This is a genomic window from Micromonospora sp. BS32 (genome assembly GCF_059089345.1).
Map to the genome: position 1 here is coordinate 24934 of NZ_JBSSHR010000032.1, position 24576 is coordinate 49509.

Sequence of the window (24576 nt, forward strand, 5' to 3'; positions counted from 1 at the left end):
CTCGCCCTGGGCCGGTAACGTGCGAGGAAGCCGTCCCCCCGTCGACGGGAGCGTTGATGACCACGTCCCAGGTCTCCCACCCGCTCTTCGCCCGGATCTTCGCCCGGGCCAGCGTGGCGATGGACCGCGCCGGCGTCGGCTCGCACCGGCACCGGCTGGTCGCCGGCCTGCGCGGTCGGGTGGTGGAGGTCGGCGCCGGCAACGGCCGGATGTTCGCCCACTACCCGCCCGAGGTGCAGGCGGTGCTCGCGGTCGAGCCGGAGCCCCGGCTGCGCACCGACGCGCTCGCCGCCGCGCGCCACGCCCCGGTGCCGGTGACGGTCACCGACGGGCTCGCCGAGGCGCTGCCGGTCGCCGACGCCGGCGCCGACGCGGTGGTGCTGTCGCTGGTGCTCTGCTCGGTCGCCGACCAGGGCGTCGCGCTGCGCGAGGCGTACCGGGTGCTGCGGCCCGGCGGGCAGCTGCGCTTCTACGAGCACGTCGCGGCCGGCACGCCGGGGCTGCGGCGGGCGCAGCGCTGGGCCGACGCCACCTGCTGGCCGCTGCTCTGCGGCGGCTGCCACACCGGCCGGGACACCGTGTCGGAGATCGTCGCCGCCGGCTTCCAGGTGGTCGCCCTGGACCGGTTCCGCTTCCCGCCCACCGGGGTTCCGATGCCGGCCTCACCGCACGTCCTCGGCTCGGCGATCCGCCCCTGAGGGCGCACCGCCGTCGCCGGGGCGCCGGCACCGCTCGGTCCGCTCCTGCGCCCGAGCGGTGCCGGCGTCGCGGCTCAGCCCACGTTCACCGTGCCGTCCGGCGACCGTACGCAGGACACCGCCCGGGTGGTGGTGGCCGCCGCGCCGGTCAGGCACCGGCCGAGCACCCGGTGCCCGGCCGCGCTCGGGTGCCAGCTCTCCTGGCAGGTCTGGAAGTACGTGCCGCAGGTGTCGGCGATCCGCTGGATGTCCAGCTTGTCGTAGCCGGAGAGGCTGGTGACGAAGACGCCGGAGGGGCCGTCCTGGAGTCGGATCGGGGTGGCCAGCGCGTTGGCCGGGCTGCCGGCCGACTCGCAGAGCCGGGCCCCGTCGAAGGCCCGCTGCACGTTGAGGTAGACCAGGTCGGCGGCGGGGAACTCGGCGGCGAGGGTGCCGCGGGCCGAGCTGACCAGTGTGCCCAGGCCCTGGGAGAAGCGCTGGCCGGGGGCGAGGCTGGCCCGGTGGATCGGGCAGCCGGCCGCGTACCGCTCGGCGCCCAGGGCGCGGAACTTGTCCCGGGTGTCGTCCCGGTCTTCCTCGGTCCAGTAGACCGAGGCCAGCTCCGGCGGCAGGGGGTTGGTGTAGTCCTGGAAGACCACCCGGTGCTGGCCGTCGGCGTCGATCTGGTCGAGGGTGGTGAGGATCTGGTGTACGGCGGCGGTGGTCTCCGCGGTCGCCGCGCTGAACTGGGCGGCGGTGGCCAGGTCCGCGTCGGTGCACGGCTCCTGCTCGACCGGCCCACCCAGGTACGCCCAGAACTCCCACCAGCCGGTCCACGCGTCCGCGATGAACCGGTTGGCGCACTTCTCCGCGACGCTGCCGAAGGTGAACGAGCTGTTGTTGGAGCCGAGGCCGATCAGCACCAGGTCGATGTCGTGCGTCTGCCCGACGGCGCGGAGCTGGTCTAGCTGGGCGGCCACCTGCCGGCCCTTGGTCCGGCTGGCCGAGGCGTTCGCGATGTCGTACGGCTGGCCGCCCGAGCAGGCCAGGTTGTACCGGTCGGTGATGCCCGGCAGCTCCGCCTGGAAGAGCGAGGCGTTCGGCGAGCGGTGGCAGAAGTACGCGTTGGCGTTCGGCGCGGACCAGCCGGGGAAGGCCTGCGGCACCCCGTTCAGGTCGACCACCGGCGAGTACGCCCCGGCGCCCTCCCCGCTGATGAAGCTGTCCCCGAGCGCGACCGCCGCGGTGGGCAGGGCCGCCGCGGCCGGGGCGGCCGGGGCGACGGCGGCGGAGAGGGCGGCGGCGGTGACGGCGAGCGCCGCCGCGAGGGCGGAACGACGGAACCTGGACATGGCGTCCCCCATCTGTCCATCGAAATGTGAAAGATCCTCCGAGAACGCGATCAGATCACCTGGGCACGACGGACGTCAATGGGTCATAACATGATCGTTGAAGGCCGGAAACGCCCCCGGGCCACGGCCGGGGCGTCGATGCCACGGCCGGGAAGACGCCGCCCTCCGCCGTCGTTGCGCCTCTCGTGGCTCACGACCGGCGGCCCGCGCACGGCGGGTCGCGCGGGGCTCCGCCGTTGTGTCGGGGCGTCCGGCTAGGCTCGCTGCGGCGCGCCGCGCGTGGAGATCGAGTCAGGGTGAATCAAGACGGTGAGCGGCACCACACCGCCGAGACCGGGGAGTACGTCCAGTTGACCGCACAGCCTGAGACCCTTTACGGGGCCGACGACCTCACGCACCTGGAGGGCCTGGACGCCGTCCGCAAACGTCCTGGCATGTACATCGGCTCCACCGACAGCCGTGGCGTGGGTCACCTCGTCAACGAGATCCTCGACAACGCCACCGACGAGGGTGTCGCGGGTCACGCCCGCAAGGTCGAGGTGATGCTGCACGCCGACGGTTCGGTGCAGGTCGACGACGACGGCCGCGGCATCCCCACCGACGTGCACGCCAAGTCCGGCATCTCCGGGGTCGAGCTGGTGCTCACCCGGCTGCACGCCGGCGGCAAGTTCGGCGGCTCCGGCTACAAGACCTCCGGCGGCCTGCACGGCGTCGGCGCCTCGGCGGTCAACGCGCTCTCCCGCCGGTTCGACGTCACGGTCCGCCGCGCCGGCAAGGTCCACGCGATGTCGTTCCGGCACGGCGTACCCGGGATCTTCGACGGCGACGGCCCGGAGGCCCCCTTCACCGCCGGCCCCGGCCTCCAGATCGTCGGCGCGATGAAGCGCGGCCAGCGCACCGGCACCTCGATCCGCTACTGGCACGACGCCCGCTACTTCGAGACCGGCGCGACGCTGGACGTCGACGCCGTGCGGATGAAGCTGCGTAACACCGCCTTCCTGGTGCCGGGCGTGGATTACCGGCTGCGCGACGAGACCGGCGAGGAGCCCACCGAGGAGCGGTTCCACTTCCCCAACGGCCTCGCCGACATGGTGGAGTTCCTCGCCCCGGCGGGCGACCGGCCGGTCTCCGGCACCCTGCTGGTCACCGGCGAGGGGACCTACCGGGAGAACGCCGCCGACGCCAACGGCGTGATGCAGTCCAACGTGCAGCGCCGGGCCGAGGTCGAGGTCGCGCTGCGCTGGGGCACCGGCTACGAGCGCACCGTCGAGTGCTTCACCAACACCATTCGCAACGCCCACGGCGGCACCCACCGCAAGGGCTTCGAGCGGGCCCTGGTCCGCACCCTCGCCGACGCCGTCCGCAACACCCGGGGCCTGCTCAAGGCCAAGGAGGATCCGCCCACCCTGGACGACGTCCTGGAGGGCATGACGGCCGTGGTGCACGTGCGGATCCCCGAGCCGCAGTTCACCTCGCAGACCAAGGACGAGCTCTCCACCGCCGGCATCACCAAGGTGATCCAGGGCCAGGTGGAGCAGCACGTCAAGGCGTGGCTGGAGGACCGGCGCACCAAGGCCGAGGCGCGCACCGTGCTCCAGAAGATCGTTGACGCGGCCCGGGTCCGGCTGACCCAGAAGCAGCAGAAGGACGCGGCCCGCCGCAAGACCGCCCTCGAGGGCGCGTCGATGCCGGCCAAGCTGGTCGACTGCCGCGCCGCCGGCATCGATCGCAGCGAGCTGTTCATCGTCGAGGGCGACAGCGCCCTCGGCACCGGTCGGCTGGCCCGCTCCTCGGAATACCAGGCGCTGCTGCCGATCCGCGGCAAGATCCTCAACGTGCAGAAGGCCAATCTCCAGCAGGTGCTGGACAACGCCGAGTGCGCGGCGATCGTGCAGGTGCTCGGCGCCGGCTCGGGGCGCACCTTCGACCTGTCGGCGCTGCGGTACGGCCGGGTCCTCATCATGGCGGACGCCGACGTGGACGGCGCCCACATCCGGACCCTGCTGATCACGCTCTTCGCCCGCTACATGCGGCCGCTGATCGAGGCGGGCCGGCTCTTCGCCGCGATGCCGCCCCTGCACAAGATCACCACCAAGGGGCGCAACCCGCAGACCATCTACACCTACACCCAGGCGGAGATGGAGGCGACGGTCCGCAAGCTGGAGAAGGCCGGCAAGCAGATCGTCACCCCGATCCCGCGGTTCAAGGGTCTCGGTGAGATGGACGCCGAGGAGCTGTGGGAGACCACGATGAACCCCGCCACCCGGGCCGTCCGCCGGATCACCCTCGACGACGTCGACGCCGCCGAGCGGATCCTCGAACTGCTGATGGGCGAGAAGGTCGAGCCACGCCGCAACTGGCTGATCGACTCCTCGGACCGGGTCGACCGCGACGCGATCGACGCATGAGCACGCTGGCCCCGCGCCCCGAAGGGAACGTGAACGATGGCACGCCGTAGGGACGACCGCGCCAAGGTGGACTTCTCCGCCTTCGACCAGGCCGGCGCGCGGGTCTTCGACAACCCGCTGGTCACCGAGGTCTCCGACTCCTACCTGGAGTACGCGTTCTCGGTCATCCACTCCCGCGCCCTGCCCGACGCGCGCGACGGCCTCAAGCCGGTGCACCGCCGCATCCTCTGGTCGATGCACGAGGCCGGCCACCGCCCCGACCGCGGGCACGTCAAGTCGGCCCGGGTGGTCGGCGACGTGATGGGCAAGTACCACCCGCACGGCGACACCGCGATCTACGACGCGATGGTCCGGCTCGCCCAGGACTTCTCGCTCAACGCGCCGCTGATCGACGGGCACGGCAACTTCGGCTCCCCGGACGACGGTCCCGCCGCCGCCCGCTACACCGAGGCGCGGCTCTCCCGCGAGGCGATGCTGCTCGTCGGCGAGCTGGGCGAGGACACCGTCGACGTCGAGCCCAACTACGACGGCTCGCTCACCCAGCCGACCGTGCTCCCCGCCGCCTTCCCCAACCTGCTGGTCAACGGCGCGTCCGGGATCGCGGTCGGGATGGCGACCAACATGATCCCGCACAACCTCGGCGAGGTGGTCTCCGCCGCCCGCTGGCTGATCAACCACCCGGACGCCGACCTCGACAAGCTGATGGAGTTCGTCCCCGGCCCGGACCTGCCCACCGGCGGCCTGCTGCTCGGCCTGGACGAGGTGCGCCGGGCGTACGAGACCGGGCGCGGCGTGGTGCGGATGCGCGGCAAGGTGGAGATCGGTCCCCTTGAGGGCAGCCGGGGCCGGCAGGCGATCACCGTCGTCGAGCTGCCGTACGGCGTCGGCGCGGAGAAGGTCATCGCCGCCATCACCAACGAGGTCACCAAGACCAAGCGGCTCACCGGCATCGCCGACGTCAAGGACCTCACCGACCGGGAGAGCGGCACCCGGCTGGTCATCGAGTGCAAGGTCGGGGTCAACCCGCAGGCGCTGCTCGCCGACCTCTACCGGCTCACCCCGCTGGAGCAGTCCTTCGGCGTCAACAACCTGGTCCTGGTCGACGGGCAGCCGCGCACCCTCGGGCTGAAGGCGCTGCTGGAGGTCTTCCTGGCCCACCGGTACGAGGTGGTGACCCGACGCAGCTCCTACCGCCGGCGCAAGCGCGAGGAGCGACTGCACCTGGTCGACGGTCTGCTGATCGCCCTGCTCGACATCGACAAGGTGGTCCGGCTGATCCGGGCCAGCGACGACGCGCAGGCTGCCAAGGACGGCCTGATGCGGCAGTTCAAGCTCTCCGAGATCCAGGCCACCTACATCCTGGACACGCCGCTGCGCCGGCTCACCAAGTACGACCGGATCGAGCTGGAGGCCGAGCAGGAGAAGCTGCGCGGCGAGATCGCCGAGCTGTCCAAGATCCTCGACGACGACAAGGTGCTCAAGAAGGTCGTCTCGGACGAACTGGCCGCGGTGGTGAAGCAGTTCGGCACCCCGCGCCGCACCACCCTGGTCGACGGTGACCTCAAGGAGGTGCTGGCGGCGTCCGTGCCGGCCGGCCCGCTGGAGGTGGCCGACGACCCGTGCCAGGTGATCCTCTCCGCGACCGGGCTGGTCGCCCGGACCGCGGCCGAGTCGGAGGAGGCCGCCGAGGGGCGCCGGCGCAACGGCCGGGTCAAGCACGACACGGTACGGGCCGTCGTGCACACCACGGCCCGTGGCCGGGTGCTCCTGGTGACCAGCGCCGGGCGGGCCTTCAAGGTCGACGTGCTGCCGCTGCCGGTGCTGCCCGAGCAGGCCGGCACGGTCTCCCTGCGCGGGGGCATGGCCGCCGCCGAGCTGGTGCCGCTGGAGCCCGGCGAGCGGGTGGTCGGCCTGGCCCCGCTGGGCCCGATCGGGCCGGGCTCACCGGGCCTGGCCCTCGGTACCCGGCAGGGCGTGGTCAAGGTCTGCGCGCCGGAGTGGCCGGTCCGCTCCGACGAGTTCGAGGTGATCGGCCTGCGCGAGGGCGACGAGGTGGTCGGGGCGACCTGGCTCACCGACGGCGCCGAGGCGCTGGCCTTCGTCACGAACGAGGCGTCGCTGCTGCGGTTCGCCGCGTCGGTGGTCCGCCCGCAGGGGCTCAAGGGCGGCGGCATGGCGGGGGTCAACCTGCCGGCCGGTGCGCGGGTGGTCTTCTTCGGCGCGATCCGCACCGACGACCCGGGGCACGGTGAGCCGATGGTGGTCACCTCGACCGGCGCGACGGTCAAGGTGACACCGTTCGGGTCGTACCCGGCGAAGGGGAGGGCGACCGGCGGCGTGCGCGCGCAGCGGTTCCTCAAGGGGGAGACGGATCTGGTGGTGGCGTGGATCGGGGCCCGCCCGGTCGGCGCGACGGCGACCGGCGACCCGGTGGAGCTGCCCCCGGCCGACCCGCGCCGGGACGGCAGCGGCTTCGCCGTGATGCTCGGCCCCACGGTGGTCGGCCACCTCATCGAACGCGACTGACCCTGACACGGCGGAGGGCCCGGGGCTGACGCCCCGGGCCCCTTTCCGTTCCGTCCAGCCCCCTGCGCCGAATCATGCAGGGATGGGTGGGGCCCTTCAGAGTTCCGGCTCGGGGGCGGGCCGGGTGGCTGGGGTGGTGCCGCGGAGGCGGGCGACCAGGCGCATGCCGTGGTAGATCAGCAGGGCGGCGGCGGTGCCCAGGGCGATGCCGTTGAAGGAGAGGTCACCGACGGTCAGGGTGTAGTTGGCGGCGCCGACGATCACCGCGACGGCGGCGGTCATCAGGTTCACCGGGTCGTGGAAGTCCACCCGGCTCTCGATCCAGATCCGCGCGCCGAGGATGGCGATCAGGCCGTAGAGCGCGGTGGTCGCCCCGCCCAGCACCCCCGCCGGCACGGTCAGGATCAGCGCGCCGAACTTCGGGCTCAGCCCGAGCAGCACCGCCGCCAGCCCGGCCACCCAGTACGCGGCGGTCGAGTAGACCCGGGTCGCCGCCATCACGCCGATGTTCTCCGCGTAGGTGGTGGTGCCGGAGCCGCCGCCGGAGCCGGCGAGTACGGTGGCCAGCCCGTCGCCGAGGAACGCCCGGCCCATGTCCCGGTCCAGGTTGCGGCCGGTCATCGCGGCGACCGCCTTGACGTGCCCGGCGTTCTCGGCGACCAGTACGAGGATCACCGGGATCACCAGCACCACCGCGCGCAGGCTGAAGCTCGGCGCGTGGAACTGCGGCAGGCCCACCCAGGCGGCGTCGCGCAGCCCGTCCACCGCCTTCGGGTCGAGCTGGCCGAGCAGGGCGGCGAGCAGCCACCCCACCACCACGCCGAGCAGGATGGACAGTCGCGCCAGGAAGCCCCGGAACGCGACCGTGGCGAGGAGGATCGCGGCGAGGGTGACCACCGCGATGAGCGGCTGCGCCTTGACGCCGGTGCCGCTGCCACCGCCGTCCCAGGCCACCGGGGCCAGGTTGAGGCCGATCAGCGCGACGATCGCGCCGGTCACCACCGGTGGCATCAACGCGTCGATCCAGCGCGACCCGGCGAGCTGCACCACCACCCCGACCAGGGCGAGCGCGACGCCGGCCACGACGATGCCGCCCAGCGCCGGTCCGATGTCGCCGCCCGCCTTCGCGGCCAGCACCGGCGCGATGAACGCGAACGACGAGCCCAGGTACGACGGCAGCCGGTTCCGGGTGATCAGCAGGAACAGCAGGGTGCCGAGCCCGGAGAAGAAGAGCGTGGTGGCCGGCGGGAATCCGGTGATCAGCGGCACCGTGAAGGTGGCGCCGAACATCGCCACCACGTGCTGCACGCCGACACCGACCGTACGGGGCCAGGAGAGCCGCTCGCCGGGGTGCACCACGTCGCCCGGGGTGACCGAGCGGCCGTCGCCGTGCACGGTCCACGGCGAGCGGCGGGAGGTGGGGGACTGGGTCATGGGGTGCCCTTCGCGTCGTCAGGTGACGGGGGCGTGGTCGACCCTGGGAGTTGTTTCTAGCATGGCTGGCGGGTGGCTCGGCACGCCCGGCCGGTCTACGATCGAGCGGTTCGTCCCCGTCGATGGCCCGGGTGCGCCGCGAAGCACCCCTTCTCATGATCGAATTCTTCCCCGGCGGAGCCGCCGGCACGGCGTGAGCCCCGCCATCCGGGTCCGCCCGCGCCAGGAGCTACGCGCTGCCCGCCGGACTCACGCCCACCGCTGCTGGGGTCACCTGATCGCCGCCCCGCTCTGGCCGATGCACGGTGCCAACCTGGGCACCCTGCTGCGTACCTGCGACGCCGTCGGCGCCTGCCTGGCCGTGCCGCCGTTCGGCTGGGTCGACGAGGCCCTGGCCCGGGGCAACACGCTGCGCCGGCCCACCTGCGTGCACCGGGTCGGCAGCCCGCTGCGCTGGCTCGCCGCCGAACGGGCCGCCGGTGCCCGGATTCTCGGCGTGGAACTGGCCGACGAGGCGATCCGCCTCGGCGACCTGCCCGCCGCCCGACGGCGCACGGTGGTGGTGCTCGGCCACGAGGCGACCGGCATCCCACCGGACGCCCTGGACGCCCTCGACGCGGCCGTGGAGATCCCGATGGTCGGCCACGGCCTCAGCCTCAACGTCGCGGTCGCCGGCTCCCTCGTCCTCTACCGGCTCGCCGGGCTGCTCTGAGGGGGTTCGGTGAGCCCACCTCGCCGGGCTGCTCCCGGTGGGGTCAGGCGACGCCGGCGGGGCGGAACTGGACGCTGACCCGGGGGCCGACCGGTCGGGCGGTCTTCGGGACGGCGTGCTCCCAGGTGCGCTGGCAGGAGCCGCCCATGACGACCAGGTCGCCGTGACCCAGCGCGAACCGCCGGCTGTCGCCACCGCCGCGCGGGCGCAGCAGCAACTGCCGGGGCGAGCCGAACGAGACGATCGCGACCATCGTGTCGGTGTGCGCCGAGCGGCCCTGGGTGTCGCCGTGCCAAGCGACGCTGTCCCGGCCGTCCCGGTAGAGGCACATGCCGGCGGTCACGAAGTCCTCGCCCAGTTCGGGGGCGTAGTGCCGGGTCAGCGTCGCCCGCGCCTCGGTGAGCACCGGATGCGGCAGCGGCCGCCCGCCCGCGTACCAGCAGAGCAGGCGGGGGACGTCGACCTCGGTGTCGTACATGGTGCGGCGCTCGGCGCGCCAGGGCACCTCGGCCAGCAGGGTGTCGAGCACCGCGTCGGAGCCCTGCACCCAGCCGGGAAGATGGTCGACCCAGGCTCCCCGGCTGAGCAAGTGCCGCCGCAGCCCGCCCGGCAGCGGGCCGAGGGACGGACCGGCGTCGGCGAGGTCGAGCATCGACGGCTGGTAGGCGGCCTGCGTCATGCCGCCCACCCTATCAGGGGTTTAGTACAGGCGTACGACGCTCGTGGACCGCGCCGAGGACGGCGTCGGCCACCCGGGCCCGGCCCCGCCCGTCCACCGTCTCCCAGGCCCGCGCGGAGAGCGCCGCGCGGGCCTCCGGGGAGCTGAGCAGGTCGTGCAGGGTCCGCGCGGCGGTCGCCCGGGCCGTCCGTCCGGCCAGCCCCGTGCCGACCAGCTCGGGCAGCTCGCCCAGGCCGGCGACCAGGCCGTGCGCCACCACCCGGTGGTACGACTCCCGCTGGTTGTCCACCACGCAGACCAGCGCGGCCGGCGCGCCCAGGCAGCACAGCTCCCACGTCGACGTGCCGGCGGCGCTGACCACCAGATCCGCCGCGCCGATCAGCGCGGGCAGACCGTCGGTCGGCGGCACCAGGTGCAGGGCCTGACCCCGGCCGGGGGAGACCGTCTCCAGCTCCGCCTCGATCTCCGGGCGGCCCACCACCACGGTCAGGTCCATCGGGTGACCGGTGGAGAGCAGCACCCGGGTCAGCACCGGGGCGGCGCCCACCGCGTCGGTACCGCCGAAGAAGGCGAGCACCCGGGGCCGGCCCACCGGCGTCGCCGGCCGGGGCGCGGTCGGCCGGGTGGCCACCACCGAGTCCCGCAGCAGCGTGTAGCGGGTGCCGGCGAGCAGCCGCTCGGGCGGCGCGACCGTGTCCGCGCCGAAGTTCTGGTCCAGGTAGAGGTCGGCGTCCTGGCCCCGGCTGTCGCCGTCGACGACGGCGAGGGTCACCACGCCGGCCGCGCGCAGCGCCCCCGCGCCGGCCGGGTCGAGCTCGTACGAGTCGAGCACCATGACGTCCAGCTCGTGCCGGCGGGCGGTCGCCACCAACTCCTGCGGGGTGTCCGGCCCGGGGTGCACGGTGATGCCCCGCGCGGTGAGCTGGGCGCTGGCCCAGCCGACCCGTTCGATCGAGCCGAACACCTCGACCCGGGCGCCCCGGGCCAGGAACTCCTCACCGAGGGCGAGGCACCGGATCAGGTGGCCGACGCCGCGCTGCGGGCCGGCGTCGAAGCGCAGCCCGACGCGTACCGTGCTCAGGACTCCTCCAGCCGCTTCTGGCGTACCGCGGAGTTGAGGGCGCGCAGCGCCGGCTGGCCGTCGAGCCAGTCGGCGAGCTTGGCCAGCGGCACGCTGACGTCGCCGAAGTGGTCGACGACCGCGCGGACCAGCGCCCAGTCCTCCTCGGTGTCCAGGGTGAGCCGCAGCGCCGACCGGTCCGGGGTGAGGGTCACCCCGAGCACCCGGAACAGCTCCGGGTGGGCGTACGCGTACGAGGTCACGTGCACCCGGTGGTGGTCGGTGGCGAGCCGGTCGAGCGTGCGCAGCACGTCCGCCCCGATGATCTCGACGTCCATGCCGCGCGGCAGCGTCCGGGCGATCGAGGTGCTGGCGTAGTCGAGGCCGGGGACCGCCCGGTAGACCGAGGCGACCAGCGTGATGATCTCCGGGTCGAGCAGCGGGCAGTCCGCGGTGAAGCGCATCACCGCGTCGCCGGGGTGCTTGTCCAGGGCGCCGATGAACCGGGCCAGCACGTCGTCGACCGGGCCGCGGTGGCAGGGCACGCCCAGCCGCTCGCACTCGGTGACCACGTCGTCGTCGACGGCGTCGGTGCTGGTCGCCACCACCAGGTCGGCGAGGACGCCGCTGTCCTGGGCGGCCCGCACCACCCGGCCGAGGACGCTGCGCCCGGCCAGCGGGCGCAGCACCTTGCCGGGCAGTCGGGACGAACCCATCCGGGCCTGCACCACGCCGACGATCCGCAGGTCGCCCCGGCTCGACGAGCCGGCGGACAACCCGCCCGTGGTGTCGTTCTGAGCGGTCACTGCTGCTCCTCCTGCTTCGGTCCCAGTGCCTCGCGGGCCCGGCGCTTGGCCGCCCGGGCACCTCGCTTCGCCAGTCTCGCAGGGGTGATGGCCAGCCGTCCGACCCGGTAGCTGAGCGAGCCGCTGAGCAGGTTGATCGTCGCCTCGGCGCGGCGCAGACCCTTCTCCCGCGAATCGAGCAGCTCCTCGATCCACGTGAGCTTCGCGGCCAGCCGGGTGATCTCCTCGCCCTGGCGTACCCAGGCCTCGCGCAGCTGCTGGTAGCTGCGCGGCCCGGCCGGCGGGTCGGTCGGCTCGACGGCGCGCAGCTCGGTGGCGAGGGTGACCCGGCCGTCGCTGTCCAGCCCGCGCAGCGCGGCGGTGATCGCGGCCTCCGCCTCGATCGCCGCGTCCACGGTGGCCCGACCGAGGTCCCGGCCAGCCACTCCGCCGAGGACCACGGTCAGCCCGGCCACGTCCAGGGTGGACGCCCACGGGTGGGCGTACCCGCCGGTGAGCAGCGCGGCGGCGAACCGCCACAGCGCCCGGGCCAGCGCCACGTCGCCGGTCAACGGCGCAACCGCCTGCCAGCTCGGGTCGAGCACGGCGAACTCGTCGCCGTCGACCACCACGTTGTCGGTGCCCGCGAGGGCCACCGCGCCGGTCAGCTTCCCGTCGGCGCCGGCCTGGTTGTCGAGCCAGGCCGCGTAGCCGCCCAGCAGCCGCTCAAGGGTGTCCAGGTCGCGGCGTAGGCAGGCGTCGAGCAGCAGGCTGCGCAGCAGCCGCCCGTGAGGGACCGGGCCGTTGAGAGCGGCCGGATCGCGGTAGGCCGCCTCCCGGCTGGCGAACGGCGCCGGGGTGCCCTCGGCGCGGGTCACCGGCCCGGTGGTCCGCCACCGCCAGCCGTCGCCCTCCGCCACCACCTCGGCGACCCCGATGCCGGGCGGCCCGGTCTGCACCAGCGCCACCGGCAGCTCCGGGAGCCCGGCGGCCGGCGCGGCGGCGCGGCGGGCCAGCAGCAGCCAGCCCGGCGCGAGGGTCGCGGCGAGCCCGGCGTGCAGCGCGTCGACCGCCAGCCGGGCCGGGTCCTGGAGCACGGTGGCGCCGGTGGGGCCGCCGGTGCAGGCGCCGTGCAGCACCGCGTCGAACAGGCCGGAGGTGGTTCGCCGGTCCAGCTCGTCGGCGTCGAGCAGCGCCGTCGTCGCGGCCGTTCCCGGGTACGCGGCGAAGCTGGCGTCGGTGCGCAGGCCGGCCTCGGTCAGCCGGGCGCGCAGCTGCGCCAGGTTGGCCGGCCGGGTGGCGTCGAGCACGCCGCTGATCGTCCAGGCGGCGTCGCCGCGGTCGGCGTACCAGGGCTCGGTGGCGACCAGTCGGGGCACGCCGAGTGGATTGTCCAGCCGGACCAGCAGGGCGCCCTCCGGGCGCAGCGCGCCGACCAGCCGGTCCAGTAGGCCCTGCCAGCCCAGCCGGGCGCCCTCGACCGACTCGATGACGTCCAGGCCGGCGGCGGCGATCACCACGTCGAAGGTCTCGCCCGCGGGCAGCCCGTTGGCCCCGCCGACGATCACCTGCGCGGCCCGGTCGGCCAGCACCACCCCGTCGGGGTAGCTGCGCAGCAGGCAGGTCACCTCGGCGTGCGCCAGCCCGTCCAGCAGCGCCGGGTCGTGCGGGCCGGCCACCAGCACCCGGGCGCCGGCCGGTACGACCCGCGCGGCGAGCGCGGCCAGCGGCCCGCCGCCGGTCAGGCGCTCCTCCGGCAGGTCGGACCAGGCCAGCATCTCCCCGCCGGGCAGCGCGACGTGGGGTGCCGTCTCAGTCGTCAACTCGTTCCTCCTGGAGGTTCGCCCACCCGAGCAGCTCGCGCAGCTCGGCCGGCGTACAACGGTGGTCGGCGCCGAGCTCGGCGCGGGCGATGGCCACGGCGGTCGGCAGGTCGACCTTCTCGCCGTGCAGCTCCGGCCACTGCCGGCGGATCCGCGCCTGCCCGCCGAACGTGGGGTCCTCGTTCGACAGCACCATCGGGTCGCCGTAGACGGCCGGTTCGCAGCCGGCGGCGATGCCGTAGAAGATGGCACTGGTCAGCCGGTTCGAGGCCACCCGCCGGTGCCGGCGCAGCTCGGTGAGCTGCTTGTCGAGGAAGAGCGGGTCGGTGTCCTTCCACCAGTGGCCGCGGTAGCCGTGGCAGATGACCCGGAAACCGGCCTGCTCGTAGAGCCGTCGGACCCGCCGCATCGCGTACTCGTGCCAGTAGAGGCAGACCGTCACCGGGCCGTCCTCGGTGTCCCGGATCCGGGCGATCAGCTTGTTGTGGTCGCCCTTGACGTGCTGACCCTCCCAGCCGTGGAACGGGTACCAGATGGTCCCCGCCCGCTCGGATTCCGGCGGGTCCTCCGGCCGCAGCGCGAGGAGGTAGTTGAACGGCGCACCGATGACGGTGACGTTGCGCCGCCCCACCGACCAGGCCCGCCGCCGGGTCTGCTCCGACCAGAGCAGACTCGGCGTGAACTCGGCGTACGGGTGGCCGGGGGCCAGCCCGTCGCCGATGTTCCACCCGTGCTGGACGTACCCGTCGATGCGGGGCGGGTGGCCGTCACCCAGACCGCAGTAGCGGGCCAGCACGTGCGCGTGGCCGTAGAAGTGGTTCGCGTGGTGCATCAGTCCCCCGTCAGGCGGCGGAGCGCGCCGTGGTGCCGCGCAGCGCCGCACGGAGTGCGTCGATGACGCGGTCCTGGTCGGCCTCGGTGAGGGTCGGGTAGAGCGGCAGTGACAGCTGCTGCTCGTAGAACGATTCGGCCACCGGGCAGGATCCGCGCTGGTAGCCCAGATCCGCGAACGCCGGGTGCCAGTGCACCGGGATGTAGTTGACCTGGACGCCGATGCCGGCGGCCCGCATCTTGTCGTACACCTCGCGGCGGCGGCCCTCCAGCACCCGGATGGGGTAGAGGTGCCAGGCCGGGTCGGCCCACGACTTCTGGGCGGGCAGCAGCACGCCGTCCAGGTCGGCCAGCGCCTCGTTGTAGCGGGCGACCAGGGCGGTCCGCCGGGCGACGAAGTCGCCGAGCCGGCGCAGCTGGCTGCGCCCCAGGGCGCAGAGCACGTCCGGGAGGCGGTAGTTCAGGCCGAACTCGTGCACCTCCTGGTGCCAGCCGCCCTCGTCCGGGAAGCGCAGCTCGTCGCGCTCGCGGACCATCCCGATGCTGCGGAACCGGCGGGCCCGCTTCAGGATCTCCGGGTCGAGCGCGGCGACCGCACCGCCCTCGGCGGTGGTCAGGTTCTTCGTGGGGAAGAACGAGAAGGTGGTCAGGTCGGCCAGGGAGCCGACCGGACGACCGTGGTACGTCCCGCCGATCGAGTGTGCGGCGTCGGAGAGCAGCAGCGCGTCGCTGCCCTCGACCGACTTCCGCAGCGCGTCGTAGTCGGCCGGGTGGCCGGCGTAGTCGACCGCGGAGACCACCTTGGTGCGCGGGGTGACCGCGGCGGCGGCCGCCGCCGGGTCGAGGCAGAAGGTCTCGTCCTCGACGTCGGCGAACACGATCTTCGCGCCGAGGGCGACCGCGCTGCTGGCGGTCGCCACGAACGTCATCGGCGGGACGACCACCTCGTCGCCGGGGCCCACGCCGGCCGCCGCGTACGCCACGTGCAGCGCCGCGGTGCCGTTGGAGACGGCGGCGACGCCGACCCCGCCGGTCCACCCGGCGAGGTCGGCCTCGAACGCGGCAACCTGCGGACCGATGGTCAGCCAGTCACTGCGCAGCGTCTCGACGACCGCGGCGACGTCCTCGTCGGTGACGGACTGCCGCCCGTAGGGGAGCATCGCCGTCACGCGCCGGTGATGCCGAGCATCTCGCGCAGCTGCTCCACGCTGAGCCACTCGTCGTTGGTGTCCGACTGGTACGCGAAGCCGTCCGGCACCGCGTCGCAGCCCACCGGCGGCTGGTAGCCCCAGGTGGCGATGGTCGGCTGGACGATGAACCGGTCCTTGCCCCGCAGGGTCCGCCGGCTGTCGTCCGGGGCGATCATCTCCTCGTGCAGCTTCTCGCCCGGGCGGATGCCGATCTCGTGGGTGGTGGCCGACGGGGCGACCGCCTCGACCAGGTCGAGGATCCGCATGCTGGGGATGCGCGGCACGAAGAGCTCGCCACCCTGCATCTGGTCGAACGAGTCCATGACGAACTGGACGGCCTGGTCCAGGGTGATCCAGAAGCGGGTCATCCGCTTGTCGGTGATCGGCAGGCTCTTGCCCTCGGCGGCGAGCCGGCGGAACAGCGGGACCACCGAGCCGCGGCTGCCGACCACGTTGCCGTAGCGGACCACGGAGAAGCGGGTCGGGTGCTGCGCGGCGTAGTGGTTGGCGGAGACGAAGAGCTTGTCGCCGACCAGCTTGGTGGCGCCGTACAGGTTGATCGGGCTGGACGCCTTGTCCGTGGAGAGCGCGATGACCTTCTTGACGCCGGCGTCGATCGAGGCGTCGACCACGTTCTGGGAGCCGGTGATGTTGGTGGCGATGAACTCCGAGGGGTTGTACTCGGCGGTGTCCACCTGCTTGAGCGCGGCGGCGTGCACCACGTAGTCGATCCCGTGCATGGCCCGGGTGAGGCGGCGCAGGTCGCGGATGTCGCCGATGAACCAGCGCAGTCGGGGGTCGTCGCCGAGCTGCTGCTTCAGCTCGTACTGCTTCAGTTCGTCGCGGGAGAACACCACCACGCGGGCCGGGTCGGCCTCGGTGAGGATGTGCCGGAGGAAGGTCTTCCCGAAGGATCCCGTTCCGCCGGTGATCAGAATGGAGGATCCATTCAACTCACTCAATTTGGTGCTCCCAAGATCGTGGTTGTGCGCCGGTGGCTGGGGGCCATGCGACCGGACGGACGCCAGCCAGGGTGGGTGTGACGGGCCGACGCCCCCGGGTCGGCACCGGGCAGTTAAACAGTTCGACCGTCGCGGTGTTCCGGCGGCCTGCCGCGGACGGCGCTGGCTAGAGTAACGCGTCTTGCGCGGCGGCTCCACCGCCCGCCGGGCCGCCGACCGGGGCCGAGCAGGGCATTGCGCCGCTGCGTGACCGACGACTCACGCAGCGCCGTCACGCGGTGTGACGCGGCGTACAGGCTGTCGTGCCACCGAATGCTCGCCGCCACGACTTCGTCCGGTTCGGTGCGGGCCGCCGCCGGGGTCGGCCGGCGCGGTGGTCCGGGATGACCCGTTTCCACCCCGGGTGCCGGTTTCCGCGCCACCGGCGAACGGCGGACGGCGGATCGGCGAATGCCCGGAAAGCGATTACGGAATCACCGTCGGCGACGGTTCTCCCGGTCCAGCGAAATCGGAATCACGGTGATTTCCCGCCCATCGTGGACCTCGGTCTGCGGGGTCCCCTCGACGAACCGGAAGCGCCGGTTCATCTGCCGGACGACCGCGTTGTGGCCGAGCACCTCACCGGAGAGCCGGTCCAGCTTCAGCTCGTCGAAGGCGTGGTCCACCGCCTCCCGCATGACCTCCAGCCAGGCGGGGAGCGTCTCGCCCCGCTCGGCCAGCCCGTCGGAGTCGAGGTAGAAGCCCCACGAGCCGGTGCGTGGCGGCTCCTGCCGCAGATCGAAGAAGGTGACCACGCCGCAGGGCACGTTGTCGCGGACGTACATCAGGACCCGGCGCGAGGGATCCACCCGGACCCGGGACCACCAGGCGGCGTGCTCGGCCGGGGTGATCTCGTGGCTGGTCTTGCTGACCTGCCGGTTGGTCTCCTGATTGCGCCACGACAGCATCAGGTTGACGTCGTCGTCCGTCGCCTCGCGCAGCACGTCGGCCTCGTTTCCCTCGGTTCCTCCGGTCGCCGCGACCCTACCCGGTAAAAGGGGAGGTCATTTGCCGGGCTGTACACTCCGGTCCCATGAACGAATTGAGTCGCGCGCAGATTCGCGACCTCATGGCGCAGGTCTTGAAGAACCAGGGCAAGGTGCTCCCGGACGACGACGCCGCGGACCTCCGCGAGATCGGCTTCCGGTCGCTGGACTTCTCCGAGCTGGCCCTGCGGGTCGAGGACGAGACCGGGGAGGAGCTCAACTTCGACGCTCCCGGCCTGCGTCGGATCGCCACCGTCGCCGACGTCCTCGACTTCCTCGTCGAGCTCCAGAAGCAGTGACCGTCGCGACCGCGAGCCCGGCCGGCCTGGACAACCGCATCGTCGTCGGGGGAGTGGCCCGCACCTGGCGGGACCTGCCCACGCCGGAGCTGCCGTCGCCCGCGGCGGTCCTCGCGGCCACCTCCACCGACGCCCTCACCGCGGCCCGGCAGCACGCCACGCACGGCGGCGAGCTGCTGTTGAGCACCCCGGGCCGGGTCGACGCGGCGATGCGCGACGAGCTGAGCGAGGCCGGCTTCGCGGTGACCGCGCTCACCGAGGGCGTGCCCGAGGTCGAGTACCCCACCGCGCCGCGCGCCGGTGAGCCGGGCCGGCTCTGGCTGCTCACCTCCGGCTCCACCGGGCGGCCCAAGCGGGTCGGCCACACCCTCGAGTCGCTGACCACCGTCCGGGGCAACCAGCCGGAGCGGACCTGGCTCTGCCCGTACGCCCCCGGCACCTACGCCTGGTGGCAGGTGGTCACCCTGTCCCTGACCCAGCCCGGCCAGCACCTCGTGGTGATCGACCCGGAGGAGCTGGACGAGTGGCCGGCGGTCGCCGCCGAGCACGGCGTGGACGCCGCCTCCGGCACCCCCACCTTCTGGCGCCGCACCCTGCACCGGGACGCCCAGGCGTTGGCCAAGGTGCCGCTGCGCCAGCTCACCCTCGGCGGTGAGCCGGTCGACCAGGCCGTCCTGGACCAGTTGCGGGAACTCTTCCCGGACGCCCGGATCTCCTGGATCTACGCCTCCTCCGAGGTCGGTGCCTCGATCGTGGTGCACGACGGCCGCGCCGGATTCCCGGTGGCCTGGCTGGACCGCGAGACCCCCGGCCGCCCCACCATCTCGGTGCGGGACGAGGAGCTGATCATCACGTCGCCGTACCACGGCGCCGGGCTCGACGGCCCGGTGCGCACCGGGGACCGGGTGCAGATCGTGGACGACCGGGTGCTGATCACCGGTCGGCTCGACTCCGACGAGATCAACGTGGGCGGCAGCAAGGTCTCCGCCGGCCTCGTCCGGGGCGTGCTGACCTCCCACCCCCAGGTGTCCTGGGCCCGGGTGACCGGCCGCCGGGCCCCGGTGCTCGGCAAGATGGTCGTCGCCGAGGTCGTCCCCGCCCCGTCCGCCGACCCGGCCGCCCCGCCGCTGGACGAGGCCGCGCTGGTGCGCTGGTGCGCCGACCGCCTGCCCGAGTACGCGGTGCCGCGCCGCATCCGCATGCTGACCGAGATTCCCGTCAAGGAGACCCTGAAGAGCGATGTCTGATTCCGCGCTCGTACCGCCCAGCACCGTCGTCCTCGTCTCCGGCGGGTCCCGGGGCCTGGGCCTGGCCATCGTCACCGACCTGCTCGCCGAGGGCGTCAAGGTGGCCGCCTTCGCCCGTACCGTCACGCCGGAGCTGGAGAAGCTGGCCGCCGAGCACCCCGACCGGGTGCACGTGGGCTCGGTGGACGTCACCGACCTCAAGGCCGGCCAGGCCTTCATCCGGCAGGTGGAGGAGAAGCTCGGCCCGATCGACGGCGTGGTCAACAACGCCGCCGTCGGCCAGGACAGCCTGCACGTGCACACGTCCAACGACGACATCGCCCGGATCATCGAGACGAACCTGACCGCGCCGTTGCAGCTCACCCGCCTGGTGATCCGGCGGATGCTCGGCAAGGGCCTGCGCGGGCGGATCGTCAACATCACCTCGATCTGCGCGCAGCGCGGCTACCCGGGCCTGGTCGCGTACTCGGCGACCAAGGGCGGGATGGACGCCGCCACCCGCTCGATGGCCCGCGAGCTGGGCGGTCGAATGCTGGTCAACGCGGTGGCCCCGGGCTTCTTCGCCTCGGAGATGTCGGCCGTGCTGGGCAGCACCCAGCTCGACCAGATCGTCCGGCGCACCCCCACCGGGCACCTCACCGAGCCGGAGGAGGTCGTGCCGGTGGTGCGGATGCTGCTCCGCGAGCAGACCAACATCAACGGCCAGGTCCTCGTGGTCGACGGTGCCGCCTCCATCTGAGCCGACTCGTCCGGCGCACCGGCCCGGGTCCCCGCAGGGGTCCGGGCCGTTCGCCGTATCCGGGACCGAGGCGGGCCGGGCGGTGACGCGCCCGGTGCCGGCGCTGCTCGGTGCCGCCGAACGGCACCTGCGGGTGGGCAGGCCGGCCGACCTGGCCGACGCGTCCACCCGCAGCCACCTCGACGACGGCCGCTGCGTGGGCTGGTACGGGCCGCCGACGCCGGGCTGGCGGGTCGCGGTGGACGCCGAGCGGGCGGACGCGGAGGTGCCCCCGGCGCTGGCCCGGCGCTTCGGCCCGGCTGACTTCTGGGACCGCTGGACCCGGGCGGAGAGCCTGTGCAAGCTGGCCGACGTGCCGGTCGCGGCCTGGTGGCGGCGGCACGGGCTGGCCGTACCCGTGGACACCCCGGCGGTATGGCGGACGCTGCGCCTGGCCGACCTGGTCGTCACGGTCGCCTGCGCGCCGCTGCCCTGAGACGACGCTGCCCCCGTCGCGCCGAGGTGGCGGTACGGGGGCAGCGGTCAGTGTGCGATCAGATGAGGTCCCAGCTCAGCGGGGTGCCCTTGGCCACGTCGGCGGCGAAGGTCCGGCCGACCACCTTGTCGATGTCCACCGGCGGCAGCCCGCCGGCCGGGCGGATCGAGCGGACGTTGGCCGGGGTGACCGTGTCGCCGGCCTTGACGTCCTCGACGACGAAGAGCGAGCGGCGGAAGCGCAGCCCCTCCTTCTCGGCCGGGGTCGGGCCGATCACCGTGCCGCCCATCGCCGCGAACGCCCGCTCCGACTCGACCACCAGCGACGCCAGCTCGGTCGGGTTGAGCGAGAAGTCGGAGTCCACGCCGCCGTCGGCGCGGTCCAGGGTGACGTGCTTCTCGATGAAGCAGGCGCCCAGGGCCACCGAGGCGACCGGCACGCCGATGCCGGGGGTGTGGTCCGACAGACCCACCGGCACGCCGAACGTGTCGGCCAGCACCGGGATGCGGCGCAGGTTGCTGTCGGCCGGCGGCGCCGGGTAGGAGGCGGTGCAGGCCAGCAGGATGATCCCGCCGGCGCCGCCCTCCCGGGCGGTCCGCACCGCGGCGTCGATCTCGGCCACGGTGGCCATGCCGGTGGAGATGACCAGCGGCTTGCCGGTGCTCGCGACCAGCTTGATCAGCGGCAGGTCGACCAGCTCCGAGGAGGCGATCTTGTACGCCGGGGCGTTCAGCGACTCCAGCAGCTCGACCGCGGTGGGGTCGAACGGGGAGGAGAAGACCGTCAGCCCGCGCTGCCGGGCCCGGTCGAAGATCGGCTCGTGCCACTCGTACGGGGTGTGCGCCTTCTCATAGAGCTTGTAGAGGTTCTGGCCACCCCACAGCTCGTGCCCGCCCGAGATGCGGAAGGCGGGGGTGTCGACGTCGATGGTGATGGTGTCCGGCCGGTACGTCTGGAGCTTGAGCGCGTGCGCCCCGCTGGCCGCCACCGCGTCGACGATCGCCAGGGCGCGGTCCAGGTCCCCATTGTGGTTCCCGGACATCTCCGCGACCACGAACGGCCGCTCCCCGGGCCCGACCGCGTGCGGGCCGATCTTCACTGTCGCCGTCATCTCCGACCTCTGTTCACCTGCGTCCGCGCCGGGGCGCGGTCCTCACGTCGTCGTCCGTGGACGACCTGCACATTCGTCGCCGCCGGGAACCGGTCCGGTTCCCGGCGCGGGTACGTCACGCCCACCGTCACGGGTTGCCGTGACCGGTCAGCGCCTCCGACTGGGCGGCGTCGTCGACGCCCCGTCCGCCCTGCCCCGGGACCGACGGCCCGGCGGAGGGGCCGGTCGTCGCGGCCGGAGCGGCCACCGGCGCCGCGGGGCGGCGCAGTCGGCCGGCGAGCCGGTGCGCCTGGCGCAGCGCGGCGTAGGCGAGGTAATTGTCCTCCCCGACCAACCGGTGCTTGAGGCCGGCCACCCCACCCGGACGAGGGTAGCCGGTCGCCGGGACGTGCCGACGGTACTGCTCGGCCAGCCGGTGGAAGAAGGCCCGGCGCATCCCGGGGTGGATTCGGCCGTCGTTGCCGACCACCACCAGCATGTGGCTGATCATGAGCTGGAACAGCTCGCCCTCGACGGTCGGGTCCGGGTGGTGTTGGCGGACCCAGTCGAGCTGCCGGTCGTACTGGTCGAAGGCGTCGAAGTGCCGCTCGCTACGGGTGGCGGTGATCGCGCCCTGCCGGCCCTGCCGGTAGAGGTAGCAGACCCGGTCCAGCACGGCGATCTTCTCCGCGCCGATCAGCAGCGGATTGCTGAACGGGACGTCCTCGTACCAGCCGGGGTGGAAGCGCAGCTCCAGCTCGTCCAGCAGGGTCCGGCGGACCACCTTGTTCCAGGCGGTGTGCTGCACCCGCAGCAGCTCGGGCCGGTCGGCGAGGCGGATCACCCCGGTCACCCCGCGCAGCAGCGGGCTGCTGGCGTCGGCCTCCTGCCGGCCGTTCTCGTAGACCCGCAGGTGATCGAGCATCAGCACGTCGGGCCGGTCGGCGCGCAGCCGCTCCAGCACCGCCGGGATCGTCCCCGCAGGCAGCCAGTCGTCGCTGTCGACGAACCAGACGTACTCGCCGGCGGCCACGTCCAGGCCGGCGTTGCGGGCCAGGCCCAGGCCGACGTTCTCGGTCAGGTGGACGACCCGCATCCGGCCGTGCCGGGCGGCGTACGCGTCGAGCAGCTCCCCGCACCGGTCCGGGGAGGCGTCGTCGACGGCGACGATCTCCACCGCTGCCTCGTCCCCGGTGGGCACGTCCTCCCGGATCGAGTCCAGGCACTGGTGCAGGTATGCCTCCACCTTGTGTACCGGGACGATCACACTGAGCAACGGCCCCGGCGCGGACGGGTCGATCACGTCGCCACCCTCGACCACGCGGGTGGACGGGTCCGGAACCTGATCTGACCGAGACACGCGGAGCTCCTCACCAAAGGCCGGCCGAAGGGTTAACGATAGGCACTCCCCGCCGAGCCGGTAAGGTCGCCCCGCGGTGGCACCGCCCGCTGTCGTCGTCGGCCGCCCCGCGCCGGCGGCTCCGGCCGGCAGGGGAGGGACGTGCGGATGAGCGTGTCGGCGGTCGGGTGCCCGGCATGACGAGCCCGACGACCGTGGCGGCGTCCCGGTCGAGCCGCCTGCCGTCGCTGACCGGGCTGCGCTGGGTGGCCGCGATGCTGGTCTTCGGCTACCACGCCGGCACCATGCGGATCGTCGGCCAGCCGGACGCCAGGGCCGTCGTCGAGTGGCTGTTCACCCTCGGCCTCTCCGGTGTCCAGTTCTTCTTCATCCTCAGCGGATTCGTGCTGGTCTGGTCGGCCCGGGACGGCGAGCGGCGGCGCGACTTCTGGCGGCGGCGACTGGCCAAGATCTACCCGAACCACCTGGTGACCTTCGCCGCCGCGCTGCTGGTGATGTGGTGGTTCGCCGACCCGGTGGCGCCCCGGGCGGCCCTGGAGAACCTCTTCCTCGTCCAGGCCTGGGACCCGACGCCGGGCTACTTCTACAGCATCAACAACGTGAGCTGGTCGCTCTCCTGCGAGCTCTTCTTCTACCTCTGCCTGCCGCTGGTGCTGCCCGTGGTCCGGCGGGTCCGGGTGAGCGTGCTCTGGGCGGTGGTGGTGGCGGTGCCGGTGCTGATCGTGGCCCTCTGGCCGGGTCAGCGGCTGGTGCCGACCGAGAGCACCTGGTGGTTCACCCAGATCTTCCCGCTGGTGCGCTCGCTGGAGTTCTGGATCGGCGTCGCCGCCGCCGAGCTGCTGCGGCGCGGCCGGTGGCGGGGCCCGGGGCTGCCGGTGGCCAGCGCGATCTTCGTGGCCACCTGGGTGGTCGCCGCGCAGTGGATCCGAGCCGAGCTGTGGGCGGCGATCCTGTCGGCGGCGTACCTCCTGGTCATCACCGCCGCGGCCGGCGCCGACGTGCACGGGCGCCGGTCGCCGTGGCGGCGCCGCACCATGGTCTGGCTCGGCGAGGTGTCGTTCGCCTTCTACCTGGTGCACGTCCTGGTGATGACGACCGTGCTCCGGCTGGCCGGCCGTCTCGGCGAGAGCCTGCCCGGCTGGTGGGGCCCGTTGGCCGTGCTCGGCTTCCTGGCGGTGAACCTCTTGCTCGCCGGGCTGCTGCACCGCTGGGTCGAGACACCGATGATGCGTCGCCTGGCACCCCGTCGCCGGGCGGCCGTCCGACCCGACGCGCCCGCCGTGGCCGGGCCGGACGCCGCGCACGCCGTGGCCGGGCCGGACGCCGGGCCCGCCGTGGCCGGGCCGGACGCCGCGCACGCCGTGGCCGGGCCGGACGCCGGGCCCGCCGTGGTCGGGCCGTCGACTGCGCTGGAGGGCGCCGCCGGGACGCTCCGGCGGGCGAGCGTGCCGGCGCCGCGGGCGGCCGCCGACGAGTCCGGGGTCGGGCGTCCGGTGGAGTACGCGGGCCGGCGCGACCCGCGCTGAGCGGTGTCCACGGTGGCCGGCGCGAACGGTAGCGCTTCGGTGCCCGCGCCCGCGGCCCGCCCGGGTCCCGCGTCGGCGTCGGTGTCGATGCCGGCTTGCCGTGCCGGGCGCTGGTGACCCGGTGCCCGTGCCCGGTGCCCGGGCCCGGTGCCCGTGCCCGGTGCCCGGGCCCGGTGCCCGTGCCCGGTGCCCGCCGGGGCCGGTCTGGACAGACGGGTCGCCACCGACCGGCGCCGAGGAAGACACCACCACGAGCGATATGACGCAGAGGCATAAATATGGGTCTTCTGCTGGGTTTGTGGGTCGGTGGTGGTCATCTGTTGGGTAGTTGGGGTCGGTGGCCGCCGAGGCTGAGCATGGCCAGGGCGATGAGGGC

The 24576-nt window shown here is 73.5% G+C and carries 21 protein-coding genes; 9 read left to right on the top strand and 12 right to left on the bottom strand.

Going from position 1 to position 24576, the window contains the following annotated elements; translation table 11 throughout:
- Positions 1-56 precede the first annotated feature (56 nt).
- Positions 57-698, top strand: a complete 642-nt coding sequence (locus tag AC5RWQ_RS29065) for a class I SAM-dependent methyltransferase (protein ID WP_494285797.1) — start codon at positions 57-59, stop codon at positions 696-698.
- A 74-nt stretch (positions 699-772) separates the two neighbouring features.
- Here the strand turns inward: AC5RWQ_RS29065 and AC5RWQ_RS29070 are convergent, their stop codons facing one another.
- Positions 773-2029, bottom strand: coding sequence for an SGNH/GDSL hydrolase family protein (locus AC5RWQ_RS29070; protein WP_494285798.1), 1257 nt, complete (start codon positions 2027-2029; stop codon positions 773-775).
- Between the two features lie 350 nt (positions 2030-2379).
- Between AC5RWQ_RS29070 and AC5RWQ_RS29075 the strand changes: the two genes are divergently transcribed.
- The gene (locus AC5RWQ_RS29075) at positions 2380-4437 is read left to right on the top strand and encodes a DNA gyrase/topoisomerase IV subunit B (RefSeq protein WP_494285810.1); all 2058 of its coding nucleotides are present in this window, start codon (positions 2380-2382) and stop codon (positions 4435-4437) included.
- A 36-nt stretch (positions 4438-4473) separates the two neighbouring features.
- Positions 4474-6963: a DNA gyrase/topoisomerase IV subunit A gene (locus tag AC5RWQ_RS29080; RefSeq protein ID WP_494285799.1), complete on the top strand. Its 2490-nt coding sequence runs from the start codon at positions 4474-4476 to the stop codon at positions 6961-6963.
- A 96-nt stretch (positions 6964-7059) separates the two neighbouring features.
- Here the strand turns inward: AC5RWQ_RS29080 and AC5RWQ_RS29085 are convergent, their stop codons facing one another.
- The gene (locus tag AC5RWQ_RS29085) at positions 7060-8397 is read right to left on the bottom strand and encodes a uracil-xanthine permease family protein (protein WP_494285800.1); all 1338 of its coding nucleotides are present in this window, start codon (positions 8395-8397) and stop codon (positions 7060-7062) included.
- Between the two features lie 193 nt (positions 8398-8590).
- Here AC5RWQ_RS29085 and AC5RWQ_RS29090 point away from each other — a divergent pair, with 193 nt between their 5' ends.
- Complete coding sequence (locus tag AC5RWQ_RS29090; RefSeq protein WP_494285801.1) at positions 8591-9109, top strand: TrmH family RNA methyltransferase; 519 nt, start codon at positions 8591-8593, stop codon at positions 9107-9109.
- Between the two features lie 43 nt (positions 9110-9152).
- On the opposite strand, the gene AC5RWQ_RS29095 is transcribed toward AC5RWQ_RS29090, so the two are convergent.
- From AC5RWQ_RS29095 to AC5RWQ_RS29130, 8 genes are all read right to left on the bottom strand, one after another.
- Positions 9153-9788 carry an alpha-ketoglutarate-dependent dioxygenase AlkB gene (locus AC5RWQ_RS29095; RefSeq protein WP_494285802.1) on the bottom strand — a complete coding sequence of 212 codons (636 nt, stop codon included), beginning with the start codon at positions 9786-9788 and terminating at the stop codon, positions 9153-9155.
- Positions 9789-9801: 13 nt separating this feature from the next.
- Positions 9802-10869 carry a PseG/SpsG family protein gene (locus AC5RWQ_RS29100; RefSeq protein ID WP_494285811.1) on the bottom strand — a complete coding sequence of 356 codons (1068 nt, stop codon included), beginning with the start codon at positions 10867-10869 and terminating at the stop codon, positions 9802-9804.
- Positions 10866-11594 (bottom strand): cytidylyltransferase domain-containing protein, encoded by a 729-nt coding sequence (locus tag AC5RWQ_RS29105; RefSeq protein WP_494285812.1) that lies wholly within the window; start codon positions 11592-11594, stop codon positions 10866-10868. Before AC5RWQ_RS29105 ends, AC5RWQ_RS29100 begins: the two co-directional genes overlap by 4 nt.
- Before the next feature lie 56 nt (positions 11595-11650).
- Complete coding sequence (locus AC5RWQ_RS29110) at positions 11651-13456, bottom strand: class I SAM-dependent methyltransferase (RefSeq protein WP_494285803.1); 1806 nt, start codon at positions 13454-13456, stop codon at positions 11651-11653.
- A complete protein-coding gene (locus AC5RWQ_RS29115) occupies positions 13446-14288 on the bottom strand; it encodes a hypothetical protein (protein WP_334492957.1) in 843 nt (280 codons plus the stop codon). Before AC5RWQ_RS29115 ends, AC5RWQ_RS29110 begins: the two co-directional genes overlap by 11 nt.
- 10 nt (positions 14289-14298) lie before the next feature.
- Complete coding sequence (locus AC5RWQ_RS29120; RefSeq protein WP_494285804.1) at positions 14299-15456, bottom strand: DegT/DnrJ/EryC1/StrS family aminotransferase; 1158 nt, start codon at positions 15454-15456, stop codon at positions 14299-14301.
- The gene (gene pseB, locus AC5RWQ_RS29125) at positions 15453-16439 is read right to left on the bottom strand and encodes a UDP-N-acetylglucosamine 4,6-dehydratase (inverting) (protein ID WP_494285805.1); all 987 of its coding nucleotides are present in this window, start codon (positions 16437-16439) and stop codon (positions 15453-15455) included. The genes AC5RWQ_RS29120 and pseB overlap by 4 nt, the downstream gene beginning before the upstream one ends.
- A gap of 473 nt (positions 16440-16912) precedes the next feature.
- Positions 16913-17422, bottom strand: a complete 510-nt coding sequence (locus AC5RWQ_RS29130; protein WP_334492960.1) for a GNAT family N-acetyltransferase — start codon at positions 17420-17422, stop codon at positions 16913-16915.
- A gap of 89 nt (positions 17423-17511) precedes the next feature.
- On the opposite strand from AC5RWQ_RS29130, the gene AC5RWQ_RS29135 reads away from it, so the two are divergent.
- From AC5RWQ_RS29135 to AC5RWQ_RS29150, 4 genes are all read left to right on the top strand, one after another.
- The gene (locus AC5RWQ_RS29135; RefSeq protein ID WP_334492962.1) at positions 17512-17763 is read left to right on the top strand and encodes a phosphopantetheine-binding protein; all 252 of its coding nucleotides are present in this window, start codon (positions 17512-17514) and stop codon (positions 17761-17763) included.
- Positions 17760-19010 carry an AMP-binding protein gene (locus tag AC5RWQ_RS29140; RefSeq protein ID WP_494285806.1) on the top strand — a complete coding sequence of 417 codons (1251 nt, stop codon included), beginning with the start codon at positions 17760-17762 and terminating at the stop codon, positions 19008-19010. The genes AC5RWQ_RS29135 and AC5RWQ_RS29140 overlap by 4 nt, the downstream gene beginning before the upstream one ends.
- Positions 19003-19749, top strand: coding sequence for an SDR family NAD(P)-dependent oxidoreductase (locus AC5RWQ_RS29145; protein WP_334492966.1), 747 nt, complete (start codon positions 19003-19005; stop codon positions 19747-19749). The genes AC5RWQ_RS29140 and AC5RWQ_RS29145 overlap by 8 nt, the downstream gene beginning before the upstream one ends.
- A gap of 82 nt (positions 19750-19831) precedes the next feature.
- Positions 19832-20224, top strand: a complete 393-nt coding sequence (locus AC5RWQ_RS29150) for a hypothetical protein (protein ID WP_494285807.1) — start codon at positions 19832-19834, stop codon at positions 20222-20224.
- A gap of 58 nt (positions 20225-20282) precedes the next feature.
- Here the strand turns inward: AC5RWQ_RS29150 and pseI are convergent, their stop codons facing one another.
- Entirely contained in the window at positions 20283-21335 is a 1053-nt protein-coding gene (pseI, locus tag AC5RWQ_RS29155; protein WP_494285808.1) for a pseudaminic acid synthase, read from the bottom strand.
- Between the two features lie 127 nt (positions 21336-21462).
- Positions 21463-22581: a glycosyltransferase family 2 protein gene (locus AC5RWQ_RS29160; RefSeq protein WP_494285813.1), complete on the bottom strand. Its 1119-nt coding sequence runs from the start codon at positions 22579-22581 to the stop codon at positions 21463-21465.
- Between the two features lie 269 nt (positions 22582-22850).
- Between AC5RWQ_RS29160 and AC5RWQ_RS29165 the strand changes: the two genes are divergently transcribed.
- Entirely contained in the window at positions 22851-24200 is a 1350-nt protein-coding gene (locus tag AC5RWQ_RS29165; protein ID WP_494285809.1) for an acyltransferase family protein, read from the top strand.
- Positions 24201-24576 lie beyond the last annotated feature (376 nt).